The organism is Cylindrospermum stagnale PCC 7417, assembly GCF_000317535.1.
Taxonomy (GTDB): Bacteria; Cyanobacteriota; Cyanobacteriia; order Cyanobacteriales; family Nostocaceae; genus Cylindrospermum; species Cylindrospermum stagnale.
The window spans coordinates 5,950,023-5,964,024 of sequence record NC_019757.1 but is presented as its reverse complement, the minus strand read 5'-3'; the positions used below and the strand labels follow the sequence as shown (position 1 = coordinate 5,964,024).

The 14,002-nt window shown below is 39.6% G+C and carries 12 protein-coding genes; 1 reads left to right on the top strand and 11 read right to left on the bottom strand.

Annotated elements, in window-relative coordinates; genetic code table 11:
* Window positions 1-362: 362 nt before the first annotated feature.
* The 9 genes from cas6 to cas3 all read right to left on the bottom strand — a co-directional run bounded on the left by cas6 (window position 363) and on the right by cas3 (window position 10,545).
* Window positions 363-1,211 carry a CRISPR-associated endoribonuclease Cas6 gene (cas6, locus tag CYLST_RS25045; protein ID WP_015210538.1) on the bottom strand — a complete coding sequence of 283 codons (849 nt, stop codon included), beginning with the start codon at window positions 1,209-1,211 and terminating at the stop codon, window positions 363-365.
* Complete coding sequence (locus tag CYLST_RS25040) at window positions 1,201-1,821, bottom strand: 2OG-Fe(II) oxygenase (RefSeq protein ID WP_015210537.1); 621 nt, start codon at window positions 1,819-1,821, stop codon at window positions 1,201-1,203. The genes cas6 and CYLST_RS25040 overlap by 11 nt, the downstream gene beginning before the upstream one ends.
* Before the next feature lie 160 nt (window positions 1,822-1,981).
* Window positions 1,982-2,689: a type I-D CRISPR-associated protein Cas5/Csc1 gene (gene cas5d / locus CYLST_RS25035; protein ID WP_015210536.1), complete on the bottom strand. Its 708-nt coding sequence runs from the start codon at window positions 2,687-2,689 to the stop codon at window positions 1,982-1,984.
* Window positions 2,690-2,694: 5 nt separating this feature from the next.
* Window positions 2,695-3,723: a type I-D CRISPR-associated protein Cas7/Csc2 gene (gene cas7d, locus CYLST_RS25030; protein WP_015210535.1), complete on the bottom strand. Its 1,029-nt coding sequence runs from the start codon at window positions 3,721-3,723 to the stop codon at window positions 2,695-2,697.
* Between the two features lie 44 nt (window positions 3,724-3,767).
* The gene (gene cas10d, locus CYLST_RS25025; protein WP_015210534.1) at window positions 3,768-7,097 is read right to left on the bottom strand and encodes a type I-D CRISPR-associated protein Cas10d/Csc3; all 3,330 of its coding nucleotides are present in this window, start codon (window positions 7,095-7,097) and stop codon (window positions 3,768-3,770) included.
* A complete protein-coding gene (locus CYLST_RS25020) occupies window positions 7,094-7,480 on the bottom strand; it encodes a DUF5615 family PIN-like protein (protein WP_015210533.1) in 387 nt (128 codons plus the stop codon). Before CYLST_RS25020 ends, cas10d begins: the two co-directional genes overlap by 4 nt.
* Complete coding sequence (locus CYLST_RS25015; protein ID WP_015210532.1) at window positions 7,480-7,737, bottom strand: DUF433 domain-containing protein; 258 nt, start codon at window positions 7,735-7,737, stop codon at window positions 7,480-7,482. The genes CYLST_RS25020 and CYLST_RS25015 overlap by 1 nt, the downstream gene beginning before the upstream one ends.
* Before the next feature lie 95 nt (window positions 7,738-7,832).
* On the bottom strand, window positions 7,833-8,093 hold the full coding sequence (locus CYLST_RS25010) for a hypothetical protein (protein ID WP_015210531.1): 261 nt from the start codon (window positions 8,091-8,093) through the stop codon (window positions 7,833-7,835).
* Window positions 8,094-8,433: 340 nt separating this feature from the next.
* Window positions 8,434-10,545, bottom strand: coding sequence for a type I-D CRISPR-associated helicase Cas3' (gene cas3, locus CYLST_RS25005; RefSeq protein ID WP_015210529.1), 2,112 nt, complete (start codon window positions 10,543-10,545; stop codon window positions 8,434-8,436).
* 199 nt (window positions 10,546-10,744) lie between these two features.
* Between cas3 and CYLST_RS25000 the strand changes: the two genes are divergently transcribed.
* Window positions 10,745-11,605, top strand: a complete 861-nt coding sequence (locus tag CYLST_RS25000; protein ID WP_015210528.1) for a WCX domain-containing protein — start codon at window positions 10,745-10,747, stop codon at window positions 11,603-11,605.
* Window positions 11,606-11,622: 17 nt separating this feature from the next.
* Here CYLST_RS25000 and CYLST_RS24995 read toward each other — a convergent pair whose 3' ends face one another.
* Window positions 11,623-12,486 (bottom strand): fructosamine kinase family protein, encoded by an 864-nt coding sequence (locus tag CYLST_RS24995; RefSeq protein ID WP_041233884.1) that lies wholly within the window; start codon window positions 12,484-12,486, stop codon window positions 11,623-11,625.
* Window positions 12,487-12,632: 146 nt separating this feature from the next.
* On the bottom strand, window positions 12,633-13,922 hold the full coding sequence (locus CYLST_RS24990) for a M16 family metallopeptidase (protein WP_015210526.1): 1,290 nt from the start codon (window positions 13,920-13,922) through the stop codon (window positions 12,633-12,635).
* Window positions 13,923-14,002: the final 80 nt, after the last annotated feature.

Here is a 14,002-nt window from a genome sequence, read left to right as displayed (position 1 = left end):
TTCGACTGGCTTCCCTTTTAAACGTGAGTTCGATGAACCTCTCCCTGACTTTAACTAAAGTTCAAGTCTGTCCCTCTCCGACTCGGAGAGGGACGGTTTTGCGTAGCAAAACCAGGGAGAGGTCTTTTGATTCAGCTCATTTGGTGAACACCACATGAGTCTTTAAGGCGAGCTTTATTCTCTTAGTCCACGAAGGTGGACTTTGTTTGTGTAGACGCGAATTCGATTCGCCCGGTATTTAATTAATGCTTTGTTCGTGTAGACGCGAATTCGATTCGCCCGGTATTTAATCGATTTGTTTGTGTAGATGCGAATTCGATTCGCCCGGTATTTAATTAATGCAAATTCATTCGCCCGATATTCTAATAATTCAACCGCCGCACCATCCCCATGCCCATCGTTGTTTTCCGCCCAATTCCCGCATACAAAGCAAAATCAGCCAAAGCATTTATTTGCTTAATTTGAATTGGTTCAACCTCCCCTAAAAGCCGATAATGAACTTCACCCACAACCCCAATAAACTTACTGCGAGAATCAGCTATAACTTCTGTATGAATATTGATAAAAGAGGGAAAAACTGACTCAATAGCAATCTGAGTAAATTCGCTATTGCTATATTTATTCCATCGAGAAAGTAGAGAATTAAACACACATTCTCTAGTCGGGAGAGTAGTATCAAATTTTCCTTGACGGAAAGCAGCAGGTGTAGAAAAAGTAAAGTTAATACTGCGCTCAGTTTCGCTAGCTTGCTCATACAATTGAGCATAGGAGACAGCATTTGCCCATGGTTGAGTAGATTGGGGTGTGCCTTGAATACTGGTAATAAATAAATTAGCCGGGCCCAGATGCCAAGGTTGCTGGGGGTTGAGATTTAGCCACAGTTGGGTAAGTTGGCTAAAGAGAGTGTCATCTAATAAAGAAATCCGCCACCAACAAGGCGTTCCCCCATCGATGGGTTGTTGGTGTGAGAATTGCAATTGAGAACGCCCTCTATCGCCCAGAAGCCCTACCCTAGGCGGGTTTGTCTTGATAGTTTGCAGGGGGGAGAGGGTGAAGGCTTTATCTGCGGTAGAATCGTGTAAGCGATCGCCTAATGTTTTATCTACAGAACTGACAAGAGTTAAAAACAAGGCATGCAGATGTCTACCAGTAAGAAAGTGTGGTGGAATCAGCGACTGAGGAAGCAGATTTAAAACTAAGCTATGAGGCATACTTTTTCTTCTTATTTGTAGACTGAGAGCTTCTTGACTCCAGTGTAAACTTCGGAATTTCCTGAAGTTCCGCCTCACTTAAATTATACTGCTCACAAACCAGACTTAAGCGATTTCCCGGAGTTTTCACCGCATTCACAGAATGAGTCAAATCACCCTGAAAGTAAAGCAGGGTATTAGTTAGCGGTTTAACTTGTCCAAGTTGGCGTTTGTGCGACTTTAGCACCAATTCTCCCCCCTCCATATCCCCCGGAACCCTTACATAAAGCACACTCACAACAGCAGGCGGTTCAATTGTTTTGCAATAAGAACGCAAAGAGCGATCAATGTGCGGATCAACACGAGAGCCTTCCTTCAGCAGCAAAGGATTAAGGTAAAAAGCATTACAATTCGGCTGGAGAGCCAAATCTAGATAAGGCTTAAAAAAGGGAAACTTTTGTTCAACTTCTGCTAAACCATCACGCTGAAACACCACAGAAAACCCCTTAGTATTCACAAAATCGCGGTTGAGATTATTAATAGAAAAGTAAGGTGAAGCATGGATTTCTCCCCACAAATCATTCAGGTAACTATTGGGGAAAGCATTAATTTGTTGTTGATAGTTTTTCACGATAGCTGTGAGTATTTATTCCAAATTTCCCGTAGGACAGGCGTCTCGCCTGTCCAAGATGTAGGTTGGGTTGAGGGACGTATCCCTAACGGGAGCCGGAGGCATAACCCAACATTACAATTTCCCATGAAAAAGCATTGATTTAGGCTTTAGAAATTCATTAACTCCCAAAACGATATTCCATCCGCACCGGAATTTTTAACTCTTTACTACCATCAAATTGGTAATATTGTCCCCGCATTTGCACATTTTGAATCAAACTAACAGGAGGCATATTCACCACATCATAGCTAATCACTTGATTACTGAACATCACATCCAAAGGATTTAAAGGATGTGTGCAGGTAAATAAGCCTTCATGAATTTTAGGTTTAGGTAATGCTTCAACCATTAACTCAGCCTTACTCATCCATTTACCCAAGCGAATCCATTTTGGCAATTTGAGTTGCTTTTGAGCAATAAGAAAAAACTCAAATTTACTTTCCGGTGCAATTTCTTTTGCCCTGCCAAAACTAGGGATATTTTTCTGCGTCTTCTCCATTTCAACATGGTAGTTATTGTTAGCATACTTCCAAGTATTGAGAACCGCAGAATGGCTAATTGCCCGCGCTGGAGTCAGGTAAATTCCCTGTTCATTTAACGGCGTTAAATGCTGCTCATATTTTGGCACTTGCTCCGAGCAAAAATAGCGATAGGCATCTTCTTCAACAACAGTAGTTGAGTAAATTTTGCTATCAACTAAACCCAGTGCATAACAAAGCGCATAATTATGAATTATCGGCTCTGTTTCATATAAGCGCCCGATTTCACGAGTGGCAAAATAGAGACTATCGTGCAGTTCTAATTGACAGCGATAGATAATAGCCATCTCATTCACTCCGTTGCAACAGTGCTTTTTTTATTACTTTTAGTATCTTTCTTTGAGTCTTTTTTACCAGACTTAAGAACCCATGTTTGAGCATAAACAGATGACTCAGCATTGGCTTGAGTTAACAGTTCTTGTAATCTAGTTTCATCACTCGTGATAGATTTAACTTCACTCAAAAGCTGTGTGAATGATGATCCAACAAAATCAGTATGAGAAATGCACTCTTGAGACATAAGTGCATTAATTGCTTGTGTACCAGCCTCTAAAACCTCATCTTCATTCAGAGGATCAGGAGCATTTATTTGTTTTTTCTCATCCATTAAGTCATATATTTTTTGTGTCCAAAGCAAGTTACTCGTAATCTCACCATCAGCGAAAATAACCCCAATTAACTCATTACGAACTCTACCAGTACGGGTGGTTTGCGCTCCATAATGACGGGTTCTCAAAATATTATTGAAAACATAGAGAAATCCAGCTTCAGTTGGATCTTTCAGCGTAACAATGCTGGGGAAAAAGACTTGAGGTAAAATATGATCTTGACTATTAATGCGACTTGTTACTTCCCCTTGACGGCTCATAGTTCCATTTTCAAAAGGTGCATTGAGGGTAAAGTTGAGGTGAGAATCATCAAAGGCTGTGATGGAATAAGCAGTATCTACAACTACTTTAGATTTCTCAGAACCGGAATCACCAATAGCAAAACCATAGAGAATACAATCAGGCGTAGTTTTGCTAAAATCTACATTGTAGTCGCATTTTTCCCAGTCACCAATTTTGTAGTTACGCAGTAATTCTCTACCTGTTAAACGTTCTGGTGTTGACTGCTTGCGCTTAAACATTGCCAATCGGCTAATAGGTTCTTTATTTTCAACTCCAGCACGCACTCTAGCTTTATTGAGTTCACCATCTGTCTGAAATAAGGGATAAGACTCGGTAACGCGAATAGTAATGAAATGAGCATATTTTCCCATTGGTTTAGCAGGGATTACGTCATGGAAAAACTTAGAATTGAGTGTTTTCAAAAAATTCATGATTTGATTACTCCGATTTATGATTGTTAGAAAAAATGAACGAGTTAGACTGATACCTCAATTTCTAATTCAGGAATTTCATCAGGCTCAACTTGTGGGCGTGCTTTACGTTCTTCATCATCTGCTAAACGGTAGAGGTATTCACAAGTGTCTCGAATTAGATTAAGTTGAGTACCTGCTAAACGTGCGCGATCACTCTTAAAACTTCCTTCAAAAATATCCTTCACAAAGTACCTAGAAAATTCATATACTGCTTGGCGTTCTTCTTCTGAAGTCAAAGCAGGTTTCCACTTACCATCAATTAAAGCAAGTGTGGGTTTTCCTTCAGCCGCTTTGCGTCGCACATTGTTCATTAGCTTTGCCAAACGAGCAGCTACGATATCTGTTAAAGAATCAATGTCATTAGCAATAGCTTTATCAATTTTCAAAATTACATCAGCAGCCTCATCAATTGGTTTTAAAATTGCATTAGCTTTGGCATATTGACTCTTTGAGCGATAAAAACGCCGATAGAGTTCTGTTAACTTACGTAGTTGATTCACAGCTTGTCCTCCTGGTTCAAAGTAGTGGTAAAAATCTAAGTAGAGGCGAATTTTGGCTATAGCTACAGACTCTATTTTGTCTTGCTTACGTAGCCATTTATTCAAGTAATGAAAGACATAAAGAGGAGTTGTTTCTAAATCCCGTGCTAAGTCTGCTAATTTTCCCCAATCTGGATCACCATCCTTTTTTCGGTTAACTTCTAAGTGAATAGAGTAAGCAGCAGTGAGAGCATTTAAAGGTGAAAATTCACGCTTTTCAGAATCTCTTGGTAAGATAGAATCTAGACGATAGTTATCTTGTTGAATCAAAGAACGAATTGCTTGATGTTCTCCATCTATTAAAACCGTTTGTTCAAAGTCAGCACCACTAATAAATGGTGGTACAGGTGATTCTGATGCGACTACCTTCACATCTAGCACAAGCGGTAATGCTAACGCTAACCAAGCTGGTGTTACCCAAGATTCTGTGTCTGTAGGTTCTCTTCCTGGTGGTAAACCTAAAAAGAAAAACGTCAGGGTTTCTTTCTCTGGAAAGCTAATCTTGAAAGTCCGATCATCCTCTGGTTTCAAATTTTCTTTAATTAGCAATTCATCAACTTTTTGATAGCTTTCTATCTGAAAGTTTGCAACTTGCTTTTCGGTGATAAAATGCTTACGCATTTCCGCATCAAACCGAGTTCGGGAAAATTGATTGTAAGCAGTTTGCAAAAATTTATTGGTTTCTGGTGTGAAGAAATAAGTTGGATAAATGTAGAGATAGCGATATTTTCGTCCTTCAAAGTCTGCTCCTACAGCATTTGTTTGGTTCATCAAAATTTGTCTTAACATAATTTCAATTGACCAAATTGAGCAAATTTGCCGTTTAGCAGCTTGAGCATTAAACAAAATCTGACGGTTGCTGTAAACTTGAGGAGCAAATAAAGTTGCTGATTCCATCTGCTCAGTTACAGTATAGGAAGAACTAGAAATTGCACAAACATTTTCTCGTCCTCTACCCGTTATTTTGGCAGCATTATAGCGTTGCAATTCAACTAAAAAGGAATCGGGTTTTGGTTCTATAACTGCACCTGTTGGTAGTGAAATAACTCGACTAACATAAGTTTTTAAGTCATCCCAGCCGTCAGGCATATCTTGAAATTCTGCTAAAATTGGTCTAATTAAACTTGCAGTATGATTTACCATGCCTTTCATTACTTCTAGGATTTGAGCAAAGTCTAACCCTGGATGTTTACGAAAATATTGTGCTGCTAAATAATACCAATCAAGAGGTACACCACCTGTTTTTTTTAAAGCTTGAATTTGTCTGATAGCTGGAATTTCTTCAGATAATTCTAAATATGCAGCTAACTTTTGTGTCAATTCCAAATCAGTAATAGTTTTTCTCTTATTTTTTGGTAATTGTTTCTGCCAGTCATTAACCTTTTCATACCAACTATCCCAAATTCCTCGGCATAAAATATCACCAAACTCTGCCAAGCGGTCAATACGAATTTCATTAGCAAACTGGAAAGTTAAATTTGCAGGTAATTCGCCTTGTTCTTGATAACTCTGCAAACTTTCTCCTCGCTTACCAACAGAAGCAATTTTTGAGTCGGGAAGTAGTCGGGAAGTAGCATCAATGCTAACTTGCATTAATTCAACTACATCAAAAAATAGCCAGTAATAATCAGCAAACTTCAACCCTTTACCACTACGATTAAAACCTGTTTGTCTTTCCTTAAGTTTCTCTGCACACAGGTATTTAATTTTGGCGATAACTCTTTCGGGAATCCCGTCAGTTATAATCGGAGGAGCATCAACAGTAGCTAGGTAGACAACACCATCAGGCAAATATAATAATGGTGTATAAAACTCTTCAGGATGTACTTCAATTACAGCATTATTGAAAATGTTGGAGAGAATACCGCGATTTTCTGAAAGGGAATGATAGGTAAGTTTTAGTTGATGATTACTTAATCTTGCAAGTAATGTAGGTAAGCGACCATTTTCGACATCTCGCGGATGTTTGATGACTGAAGCAAATAAATCAGATAGCGAAACTAAGTCAATTAAAACCTGTCTAACTCTGCTATCTAGCCTTTCATCATCCAAGGGTTTTAATCCACGAGTAATCAAACCTAAATCAGCATCGTTTTTAACACCAGCATTGCTGCTAATTTCAATAATATCATCAATGAGTTCTTTCCAGTTTTCATCTAGCAAGTAGTATAATCCGAAATCCAAAATCTTTTTGGTAATGTAACCACGTCCAAGATTAGGAGCATCTTCTTTTTTTCCTGGTTGTTCCTCCCAGTTACGATTGACAAATTTTCCCTCGTTATCATTAGCAATTAACCAAACTTGATAGTCAGGGAATTTTTCATAGTCATGCAACAAGTAAGAAACTATAAATATAGAAGATTGTAAGTTTTCACAATTACGTTTAACTGGGTTAGTATCTATTCCTTCTGCTTGTAATTTTTTCAAAATTCGATAACTGGGAAATAGACCATTAAGCAAATGAGCAAGTATAGATTGGTCGCCAGCATTGTCTCTACGAAGTGGTTTTTTATCTTCCTTTGCTCTTTTGGCATTAATGAGTTCTACAGTTACTTCAAAGAATTTTCCACCCTTTGCAGTTGCTCCCGCTAATTGCTGAATAAGGTTAGGCAATACTCTTTCTGCAAAGATTTCTAAGATATAATCTCCCTCATTGCCTTTTGCCTTTTTTACAGCTTCTTTGAATAATCGAATAGTCAGAAGTTCTCGTTTGACAGGTGATTCTTCATCTTCATCTTTTGCTGAGTCAAAATCTGGGACTTGCTCTGGTAAATCATCATCAAATTCTGTCATAAATCCTCTTCATTTTTTTGAATTGGTTGATATTCCTGAATTTTGCCTTTTTGGACAATCCACAACTTACCCGTTACATCTGCTTGTTCTAAACCCAGAATTAATGTGTCTATAGCCTCACGCCAATATTCAAAATTAGAATGAGATGGTAAACGAATAACTACAATTCCTGCATATTCAGAGGGATTGTATTTCAGGCGGTTTCCAAACCCTCTATCTGAGGTAATTAAGCATCTATTTTCACGGCGACAAACATCAATAACTTCTGTATCTGGTGCTGAAGTTAAACCTTGTTCTTTAACTGTTGCTACATCATGTCCTGCTAGGCGTAACCAAGTACCAACCCGTAGATTACCCAAATTTTCATCAAGTTTGATATTCACTAGCTGGCTTCCTTATGAGTCGCAATCGGAATTTCTACGTAAGAATCTCTTGTCATTTCAGCAGCATAAGCAATACAAGCGAAAATATCGTCTTTTTCCAAACCAGAATATTCTTCTAAAATTGCCTCAATTGTTTCTCCCCCAGCCAAGAGGTCAAGAATTAGTGATACCCAAATACGATGTCCGCGAATGCAAGGTTTACCAAAACAAATATTTGGGTCGATAGAAATTCGAGAAAGCAAATTATCTTTAGTCATTGGTTTTCTCCAGATTTCGCGTAATTTATCTAAACAAATCCATTCGTTGTTCTTTTTAACCTCGACATACTCCCAACCATTAGCTAAACCACTGTTTATCTTTGTCGTGTAATGGCCCATCCGGTGAGGTTATAGCGATCAAACTCCCAACCATTAGCAGAAATCTCAAGACTATTGATATGGTGACGACTTCTTTTGTGGATATCTTTCCGCCTCAGTTTGTCTCTAACGGCTATTCCACGCTTACTCACACCAGCATCAAACCGAGAATTTTTAGTCTTCAGGCAGTCTAAAATCTGATGGAGTAAGCTTTCTGGCATCTGAGAGATATCATCATCGTTGAGATGAATGTGCATAAAAATACTTCACTTCATGAGGTGTGTTGTTACATCTTGGCACTTACCCCATCGAAATGCAAGTTCTTTATGCAAGTTTTTTAATCAAAAGGCTATATAGACGTTACTAAAATTTCAGGATTTGCTCTAATGAGAACAACATCGTGTAACCTATATATAAGGAGAAAGAAACGCAGTGTAGTACTGCATAGGCATTTATGCTTAAAAAAATACCTCTTAGGGATTGAAACTCTATTGCCTTCTGATTTCGGGCTAACTTCTTTCTCCTCAAGTTTTTTACCCAATCCATCTTGTATCCTCCTTTAGCTTATATTGGCGACTGTAAGCGTTTACAGCAACTTCAACAGATCCATCCTTCATCATCCTTTGGCTTCCAATGCCAGGTTAGAGTTTCTAACAGCAAGGCATCCTGTCCGAAAGCGATGGTGTAAGACGGCCTTCTGTCCTCTGGTTCGTTGGTAATCGCGTAAGCTTGGAAGTGGATGGGTAAACCTAAAGTAGCTCGTAAATAGTTGCGATCGCGATCAGAAATAAAGCACACTAGTTTACGTCTACTCACAGCATCACTAATTTGGTTGATACCGTAACCGTGTCTTTGACAAATCTCTAAATCGTTGAGAACTTGCACTTTGCTAGATTTAGCCAATTCTCTCAAATTCCCTGGATAATAGAAGTGCCAATCTTCCCGCACTTCTCGATAATCTCGTAATTTTAAATAACACAAAGCTTTATCAAAGCGAGTAGTAATTACTCCAGTTTTCTCAGCTTTTGCGATAAAGCTATTTTTATCCCATAGCTCGAAAATAAAGTTACTGAGAATGCCAGGAAGATTATACATTTTAAATCTTTCTGCTTCTGGCTCATCTGGATTAGTTAAGTCATAAATTGCACAATCTAACTGACTACTTCCTCTAAAACTCCTAGCCTCATCAATAATTTTTGTTTTACCTTCATTTTGACAGCGATAAAACTGTGCATTCATTTGTTTCATACTAATTCCCAAAGCATTTTGAACGCTAGTACCAAATTTCTGAGCTACTTCTGGATATTTCTCTTTGATATGATGATTTCCTTGCAGCTTTGAATAGATATAAGCTGACTGTATACCACCCCATCTCTGAGGATAGCGCTCAAACTGATTTTTACCTGACCAAAATTGATTAATAGCATCATTAAACTGAATGCGATCATAAGTTTCAGTATCATGCAAAGGACGTGATTTATCCTCAAATAGTCTTGCGACAAGAAAATTAGGTATCAAAGCATAAGCGTGATAAGTTGCAAAACCTTGATGTCTGCCAAGCCTACCAAAGCGTTGAATAAAATTTCCCGCATCAGCAGCTTCAAAAACTAAGAAATTAATCCGAAAGTCAACACCGACATCAATTGTAGATGTACCCAACAGTAAATCTGCTTCAGCAACTGATTGAGATTTTTCAGTTTCTCCTGTTAAACCAGTATTCTCTCTAACTTGCCATCGTGGTTCAAAGATAGCCTTTAACTTGGGTATTAGCTTTTTAACTGCTGCAATTGAATTAAGAATAATTGCACCTTTGCTATTTGGATAGTCTTGAAAAAACCTGAAAATCACTTTCTCGGCGTTTTCTTCTATCCATTTGTAGCTAGAACTTAGATTAGGCTCAATTCCTTGAGGAAAGCACAATTTAATAGGTTGACTAATCTGCCGCCAATCATTGTTTGAAGAATCAAATGAAAATTTATAAGCCCCAACAGAACCCGGATTAATTTCTTTATATCTAAGTTGAGCTTTTTCTAAATAAGTTTTTAACAATTCATTAGGTGTAGCAGAAAGAAACAGGAATTTTTTATGAGGATCACCAGTATGTTTAATTAAAAGTATTGTATTGATGACGCTGGCTATTTGCGGAGATGAGAAAACATGAAATTCGTCATAAAGAAATAATTTGTACTTTTGATCTATACGTCTAAATAACCTGTCTGGGTTATCTATTTTTCCTCTCAAGTAATAAAAGTTATGAAGGTAATGGAAAATATCAGGGTTTGTTAGCAGAATTTCATACTGAGAAGAAAAACTTTCTATTGCTTCTAGTTTGGAAGGTAGCTTTCGAGAATCTATATATTTCTCCAAAATAGCCGCAGTTAATCTATTGATTTGCGGTTCATACTTGGGTTGAAATATATCTTTGTATCCTTGAACCTGTTTTTCTTGATCTCGTGCTAGTTCATTTGTTGGATACATTGCTAAAGTGTAAGTTCGATTTATCATTGCTGACAAATAAGCAGCCAAGCTTTTACCATCACCCGTCATTGCAGTGTTGAACACGACATCAATATTTGGATCACGCAATGCTTCTAAAGTTGCGGCTTGATGCCAAGAAAGCAACCAATTATTAGGTAATTTCACCCCGTCAGGTGTGGGGACAGTTTGAGAATAAATAGGTTTGAGATGAATACTGTAATTTTCTGACATACCCTTAATAACTCACTTCAATTTCTGCAACTAATGGTTGCAGTTTTGCGTATCTCAAGAAACTATCTTTAATCTGGCTTGTAAGTACCAGATTAGCAATTACAAATATTTATTGCGTCTTTTTCAGCTATGTATCTCTAATACAGATACAATAACTGTAAATTCCACTAAATGTCAAGACTGTAATTACATTTATTTGATGTCTAGGAAAAAAGAGACAATTACACTTTCAATTCCCTCTGGAACAAAAGAACAACTGGAGGAAATCGCCCGAAAATTGCGTATCTTCTGGGGTAAATCCCCCAGTGTGTCTGGATTACTGGTAGCGATCGCGCAACAAGAGTTTGAAGTCGGTGAACCTTTCACCCTCAATTCACCCCAGGTAGCCGCACTCCAGCAAGCCATAGGACTCCTGAAAGACTCTGGTTTTATTGAACAAGCGCAAACTATCTCTAGTCTGTTGTTAGAACGAGGCAAACTTGAGCCTCCTATGCGTCAATTACTACTCCAGCAAGTTAGCCAACCTACGGAAGCATGGCGCCTTCTTGCAGACCAATTCTGCAAAAATCAACAACCATTTCATCTACTCTATGCGAATCCTCAAGTGGGAGACCTGTCTTTTACAGTGCGTTACGCCGAAATTGCTTTTGAAGAGAAGCGTTTTTACTTAAATATTTGGTGCGACGAAACTGAAGATATTGCCAATACTGTCTTTCCAGAACTCATACACAATCGCTGTTTGCGTCTGGATAAAATCAAAGGTGCTGTCCCAGTAAACGGACAATGGCGGCAGGAAGGGCTAGATTCCCTAAAAGTGTACTTACACTTTTACAAAGGTCTGATTAAAGCCTACGAAGCAAAACCCAACGACATCAGCAACGAAGTTATGGGAGAGGTGCGCCAAGTCGTGAGAAATGTATCAAATCCCTTCTGGTTGATTCGAGAAGTGCTGCGCTATGGGGACGAATGCGTGATAGTCTCACCTGAAAATGTGCGATCGCTCCTCCAGCAAAAAATCCTCACCCTCTGTCAGTTGTACGATATAGAAACTATGAGTTAGCGTTTGTGGGGTGGAGTTCATCTTAAAATCTGCTCAATCATCCGATTTGCCTGGGAAGCATAACCGCCGCCAAACAAATTGAAATGATTCAAAATGTGATAAAGGTTATAAAGTGTTTTCCTTGTCTCATAGCCAGCATCTAAAGGAAATACCTCGTTATAACCTTGATAAAATGCGGCTGGAAAACCACCAAAAAGTTCTGTCATGGCGATATCAACTTCGCGATCGCCAAAATAAGTCGCCGGATCAAAAATCACCGGTTCCCCCGACGCAGTACACCCAGCATTCCCACCCCACAAATCCCCGTGTACTAAGGAAGGTGACACTTGATAATCTGCCAATAATTGGGGAATTATCGCTAATAACTTTTCTTGTTGGGGAAAACTACCCCCTCGCCGTCTTGCTAACTGAAATTGATCACCCAGGCGGTGTTTAATATAAAATTCTCCCCAATCAGCCGTCCAGGTATTGATTTGGGGTGTAGAACCAATCGTATTATTAATTTCCCAACCAAAACCTTGGCCCGTTGTGGCTTGATGCATCGCCGCTAACTTGCGTCCCATTTCTTGCCAAGATTTGGGATTACCTCCTCCCATTTCTAGCCATTCCAGCACAATATAGCTAGAATCCCCAGCAGTACCCCAGCACAGCGGCTTGGGGACGCGGATAGTAGCGGTGTCAAACATTTGCTGTAACCCCAGCGCTTCCGCCTCAAACATCCCCACTAGGGATGCTTGGTTAAGCTTGACAAAGTAAGTCAATTGGCGATCGCTAACAGCATAACCTTGGTTAATGCATCCGCCACTCATCGATCTCCTTTGTGACGAGTGAAATTTTTCGCCAGTCACCCGGCTAATATGTTCATCAATTTCTGTCCAAATCATAACTTTGTCAGTGGTCAGTTAGTAACCAGTTTCCCACCCTTACCATAGATTACCAATGACCAATGACTAATGACTAATGACTAATGACTAATGACTAATGACTAATGACTAATGACTAATGACTAATGACTAATGACTAATGACTAAACCGGCTTGATGACAACTACACCATAGGCATCTGGGGAAAGATACTGTTGTGCGGCTTGCATTAATTCAGGTGCATCTTGGGCGCGAATATAATCTGGGTAGTTAAAAGCTGGTTCTAAATCTCCCACCATAGATTGATAGTAACCATATAACCCGGCGCGATCGCTTGGCGTTTCATTACCAAAAATAAATTTGTTCGCTACACGCCGCCGTACACGGGCAATTTCGGATTCTTTTACCATGGATGTTTGTAGCGCACGGAGGTGTTGCGCGATCGCCTTTTCCACTTCTGGTAAATTTTCTACATCACATTTAGCTGAAATATAAAACGCCCCTTGCAGCTGATTACTCATATTGCTCACAGAAATTCCCCGCACCAGTCCCCTTTCTTCCCGCAAATCCTGCACCAGTCTGGATGTTCGTCCATGTCCCAAAATTCCTGCCAAAACATCCAGTGCATAAGTTTGACTTAGCTGCATCAACCCTGGAACCCGCCAAACCATCACCAACCGTGCTTGCTGGAGACTTTCATCAACAAAATCCTGACGGACAATTTCTGTAAATGCTGCTTCAGGAGGATGAACCCCAACCAACGGATTTTCCCCAACCAACGGAGTTTCCCTACCCCTAGAAGCCGTAAAACCCTCAGCCACAATTTCCACTAATTCTTCTGCAGGCAAATTACCCACAACCACCGCAGTAATCGACTGGGGTTGATACCAAGTAGTGTGAAAATCCCTCATTTGCTGGGGTTTAACTTGGGAAATCACTCCTTCAGGCCCCAACACCGGACGGCGATAAGGTAGAGAATCAAAAGCCATCTCCATCGCCCGGCGAAAGGTGCGGCGCTGAGGATTATCTTCTGAACGCTTAATTTCTTCTAGCACTACCAAGCGTTCTCGCTCAAATGCATCATCAGGAATAGCAGCATTAAATACTACGTCTATTTGCAGTGGGGCCAGTACGGCAAAATCCTTGGGGGCAGTCGTTATATAGTAATGAGTATAATCTTGGCTAGTAGCGGCATTAGTCACCGCACCCCGCTCTTCAATTCGCCGCTCAAACTCGCCGCTGGCTAGTCGTTGTGTTCCTTTAAAAATCATGTGCTCTAAAAAGTGAGCCATACCGTTAATCGCATCCGACTCTACAGCCGAGCCAACTTTCGCCCACAAGCTGAGGTTAACTGCTTCTACCGGCATTTGCTCGGCAATGATTGTTAAACCATTGGGCAACTGGTGCAGCTTTGGATTGTTAAGGCGAGGAAAATTTACCAGGGTTGAGGTCATAAGTGGTGAGTGAAGAGCTATGTTACTTTCTTATCTTATCTATGGCGGAGATTGGGGTTAACGTTTTTATAGAGTCTATT

What these genes read in the sequence shown, in the direction of transcription:
- cas10d (WP_015210534.1), bottom strand. Translation starts at nt 7,097, where the DNA reads ATGACAGAATTTGATGATGATTTACCAGAGCAAGTCCCAGATTTTGAC.
- CYLST_RS25000 (WP_015210528.1), top strand. Translation starts at nt 10,745, where the DNA reads ATGTCTAGGAAAAAAGAGACAATTACACTTTCAATTCCCTCTGGAACA.
- cas3 (WP_015210529.1), bottom strand. Translation starts at nt 10,545, where the DNA reads ATGTCAGAAAATTACAGTATTCATCTCAAACCTATTTATTCTCAAACT.
- CYLST_RS24990 (WP_015210526.1), bottom strand. Translation starts at nt 13,922, where the DNA reads ATGACCTCAACCCTGGTAAATTTTCCTCGCCTTAACAATCCAAAGCTG.
- cas5d (WP_015210536.1), bottom strand. Translation starts at nt 2,689, where the DNA reads ATGGCTATTATCTATCGCTGTCAATTAGAACTGCACGATAGTCTCTAT.
- CYLST_RS25010 (WP_015210531.1), bottom strand. Translation starts at nt 8,093, where the DNA reads ATGCACATTCATCTCAACGATGATGATATCTCTCAGATGCCAGAAAGC.
- cas6 (WP_015210538.1), bottom strand. Translation starts at nt 1,211, where the DNA reads ATGCCTCATAGCTTAGTTTTAAATCTGCTTCCTCAGTCGCTGATTCCA.
- cas7d (WP_015210535.1), bottom strand. Translation starts at nt 3,723, where the DNA reads ATGAATTTTTTGAAAACACTCAATTCTAAGTTTTTCCATGACGTAATC.
- CYLST_RS25015 (WP_015210532.1), bottom strand. Translation starts at nt 7,737, where the DNA reads ATGACTAAAGATAATTTGCTTTCTCGAATTTCTATCGACCCAAATATT.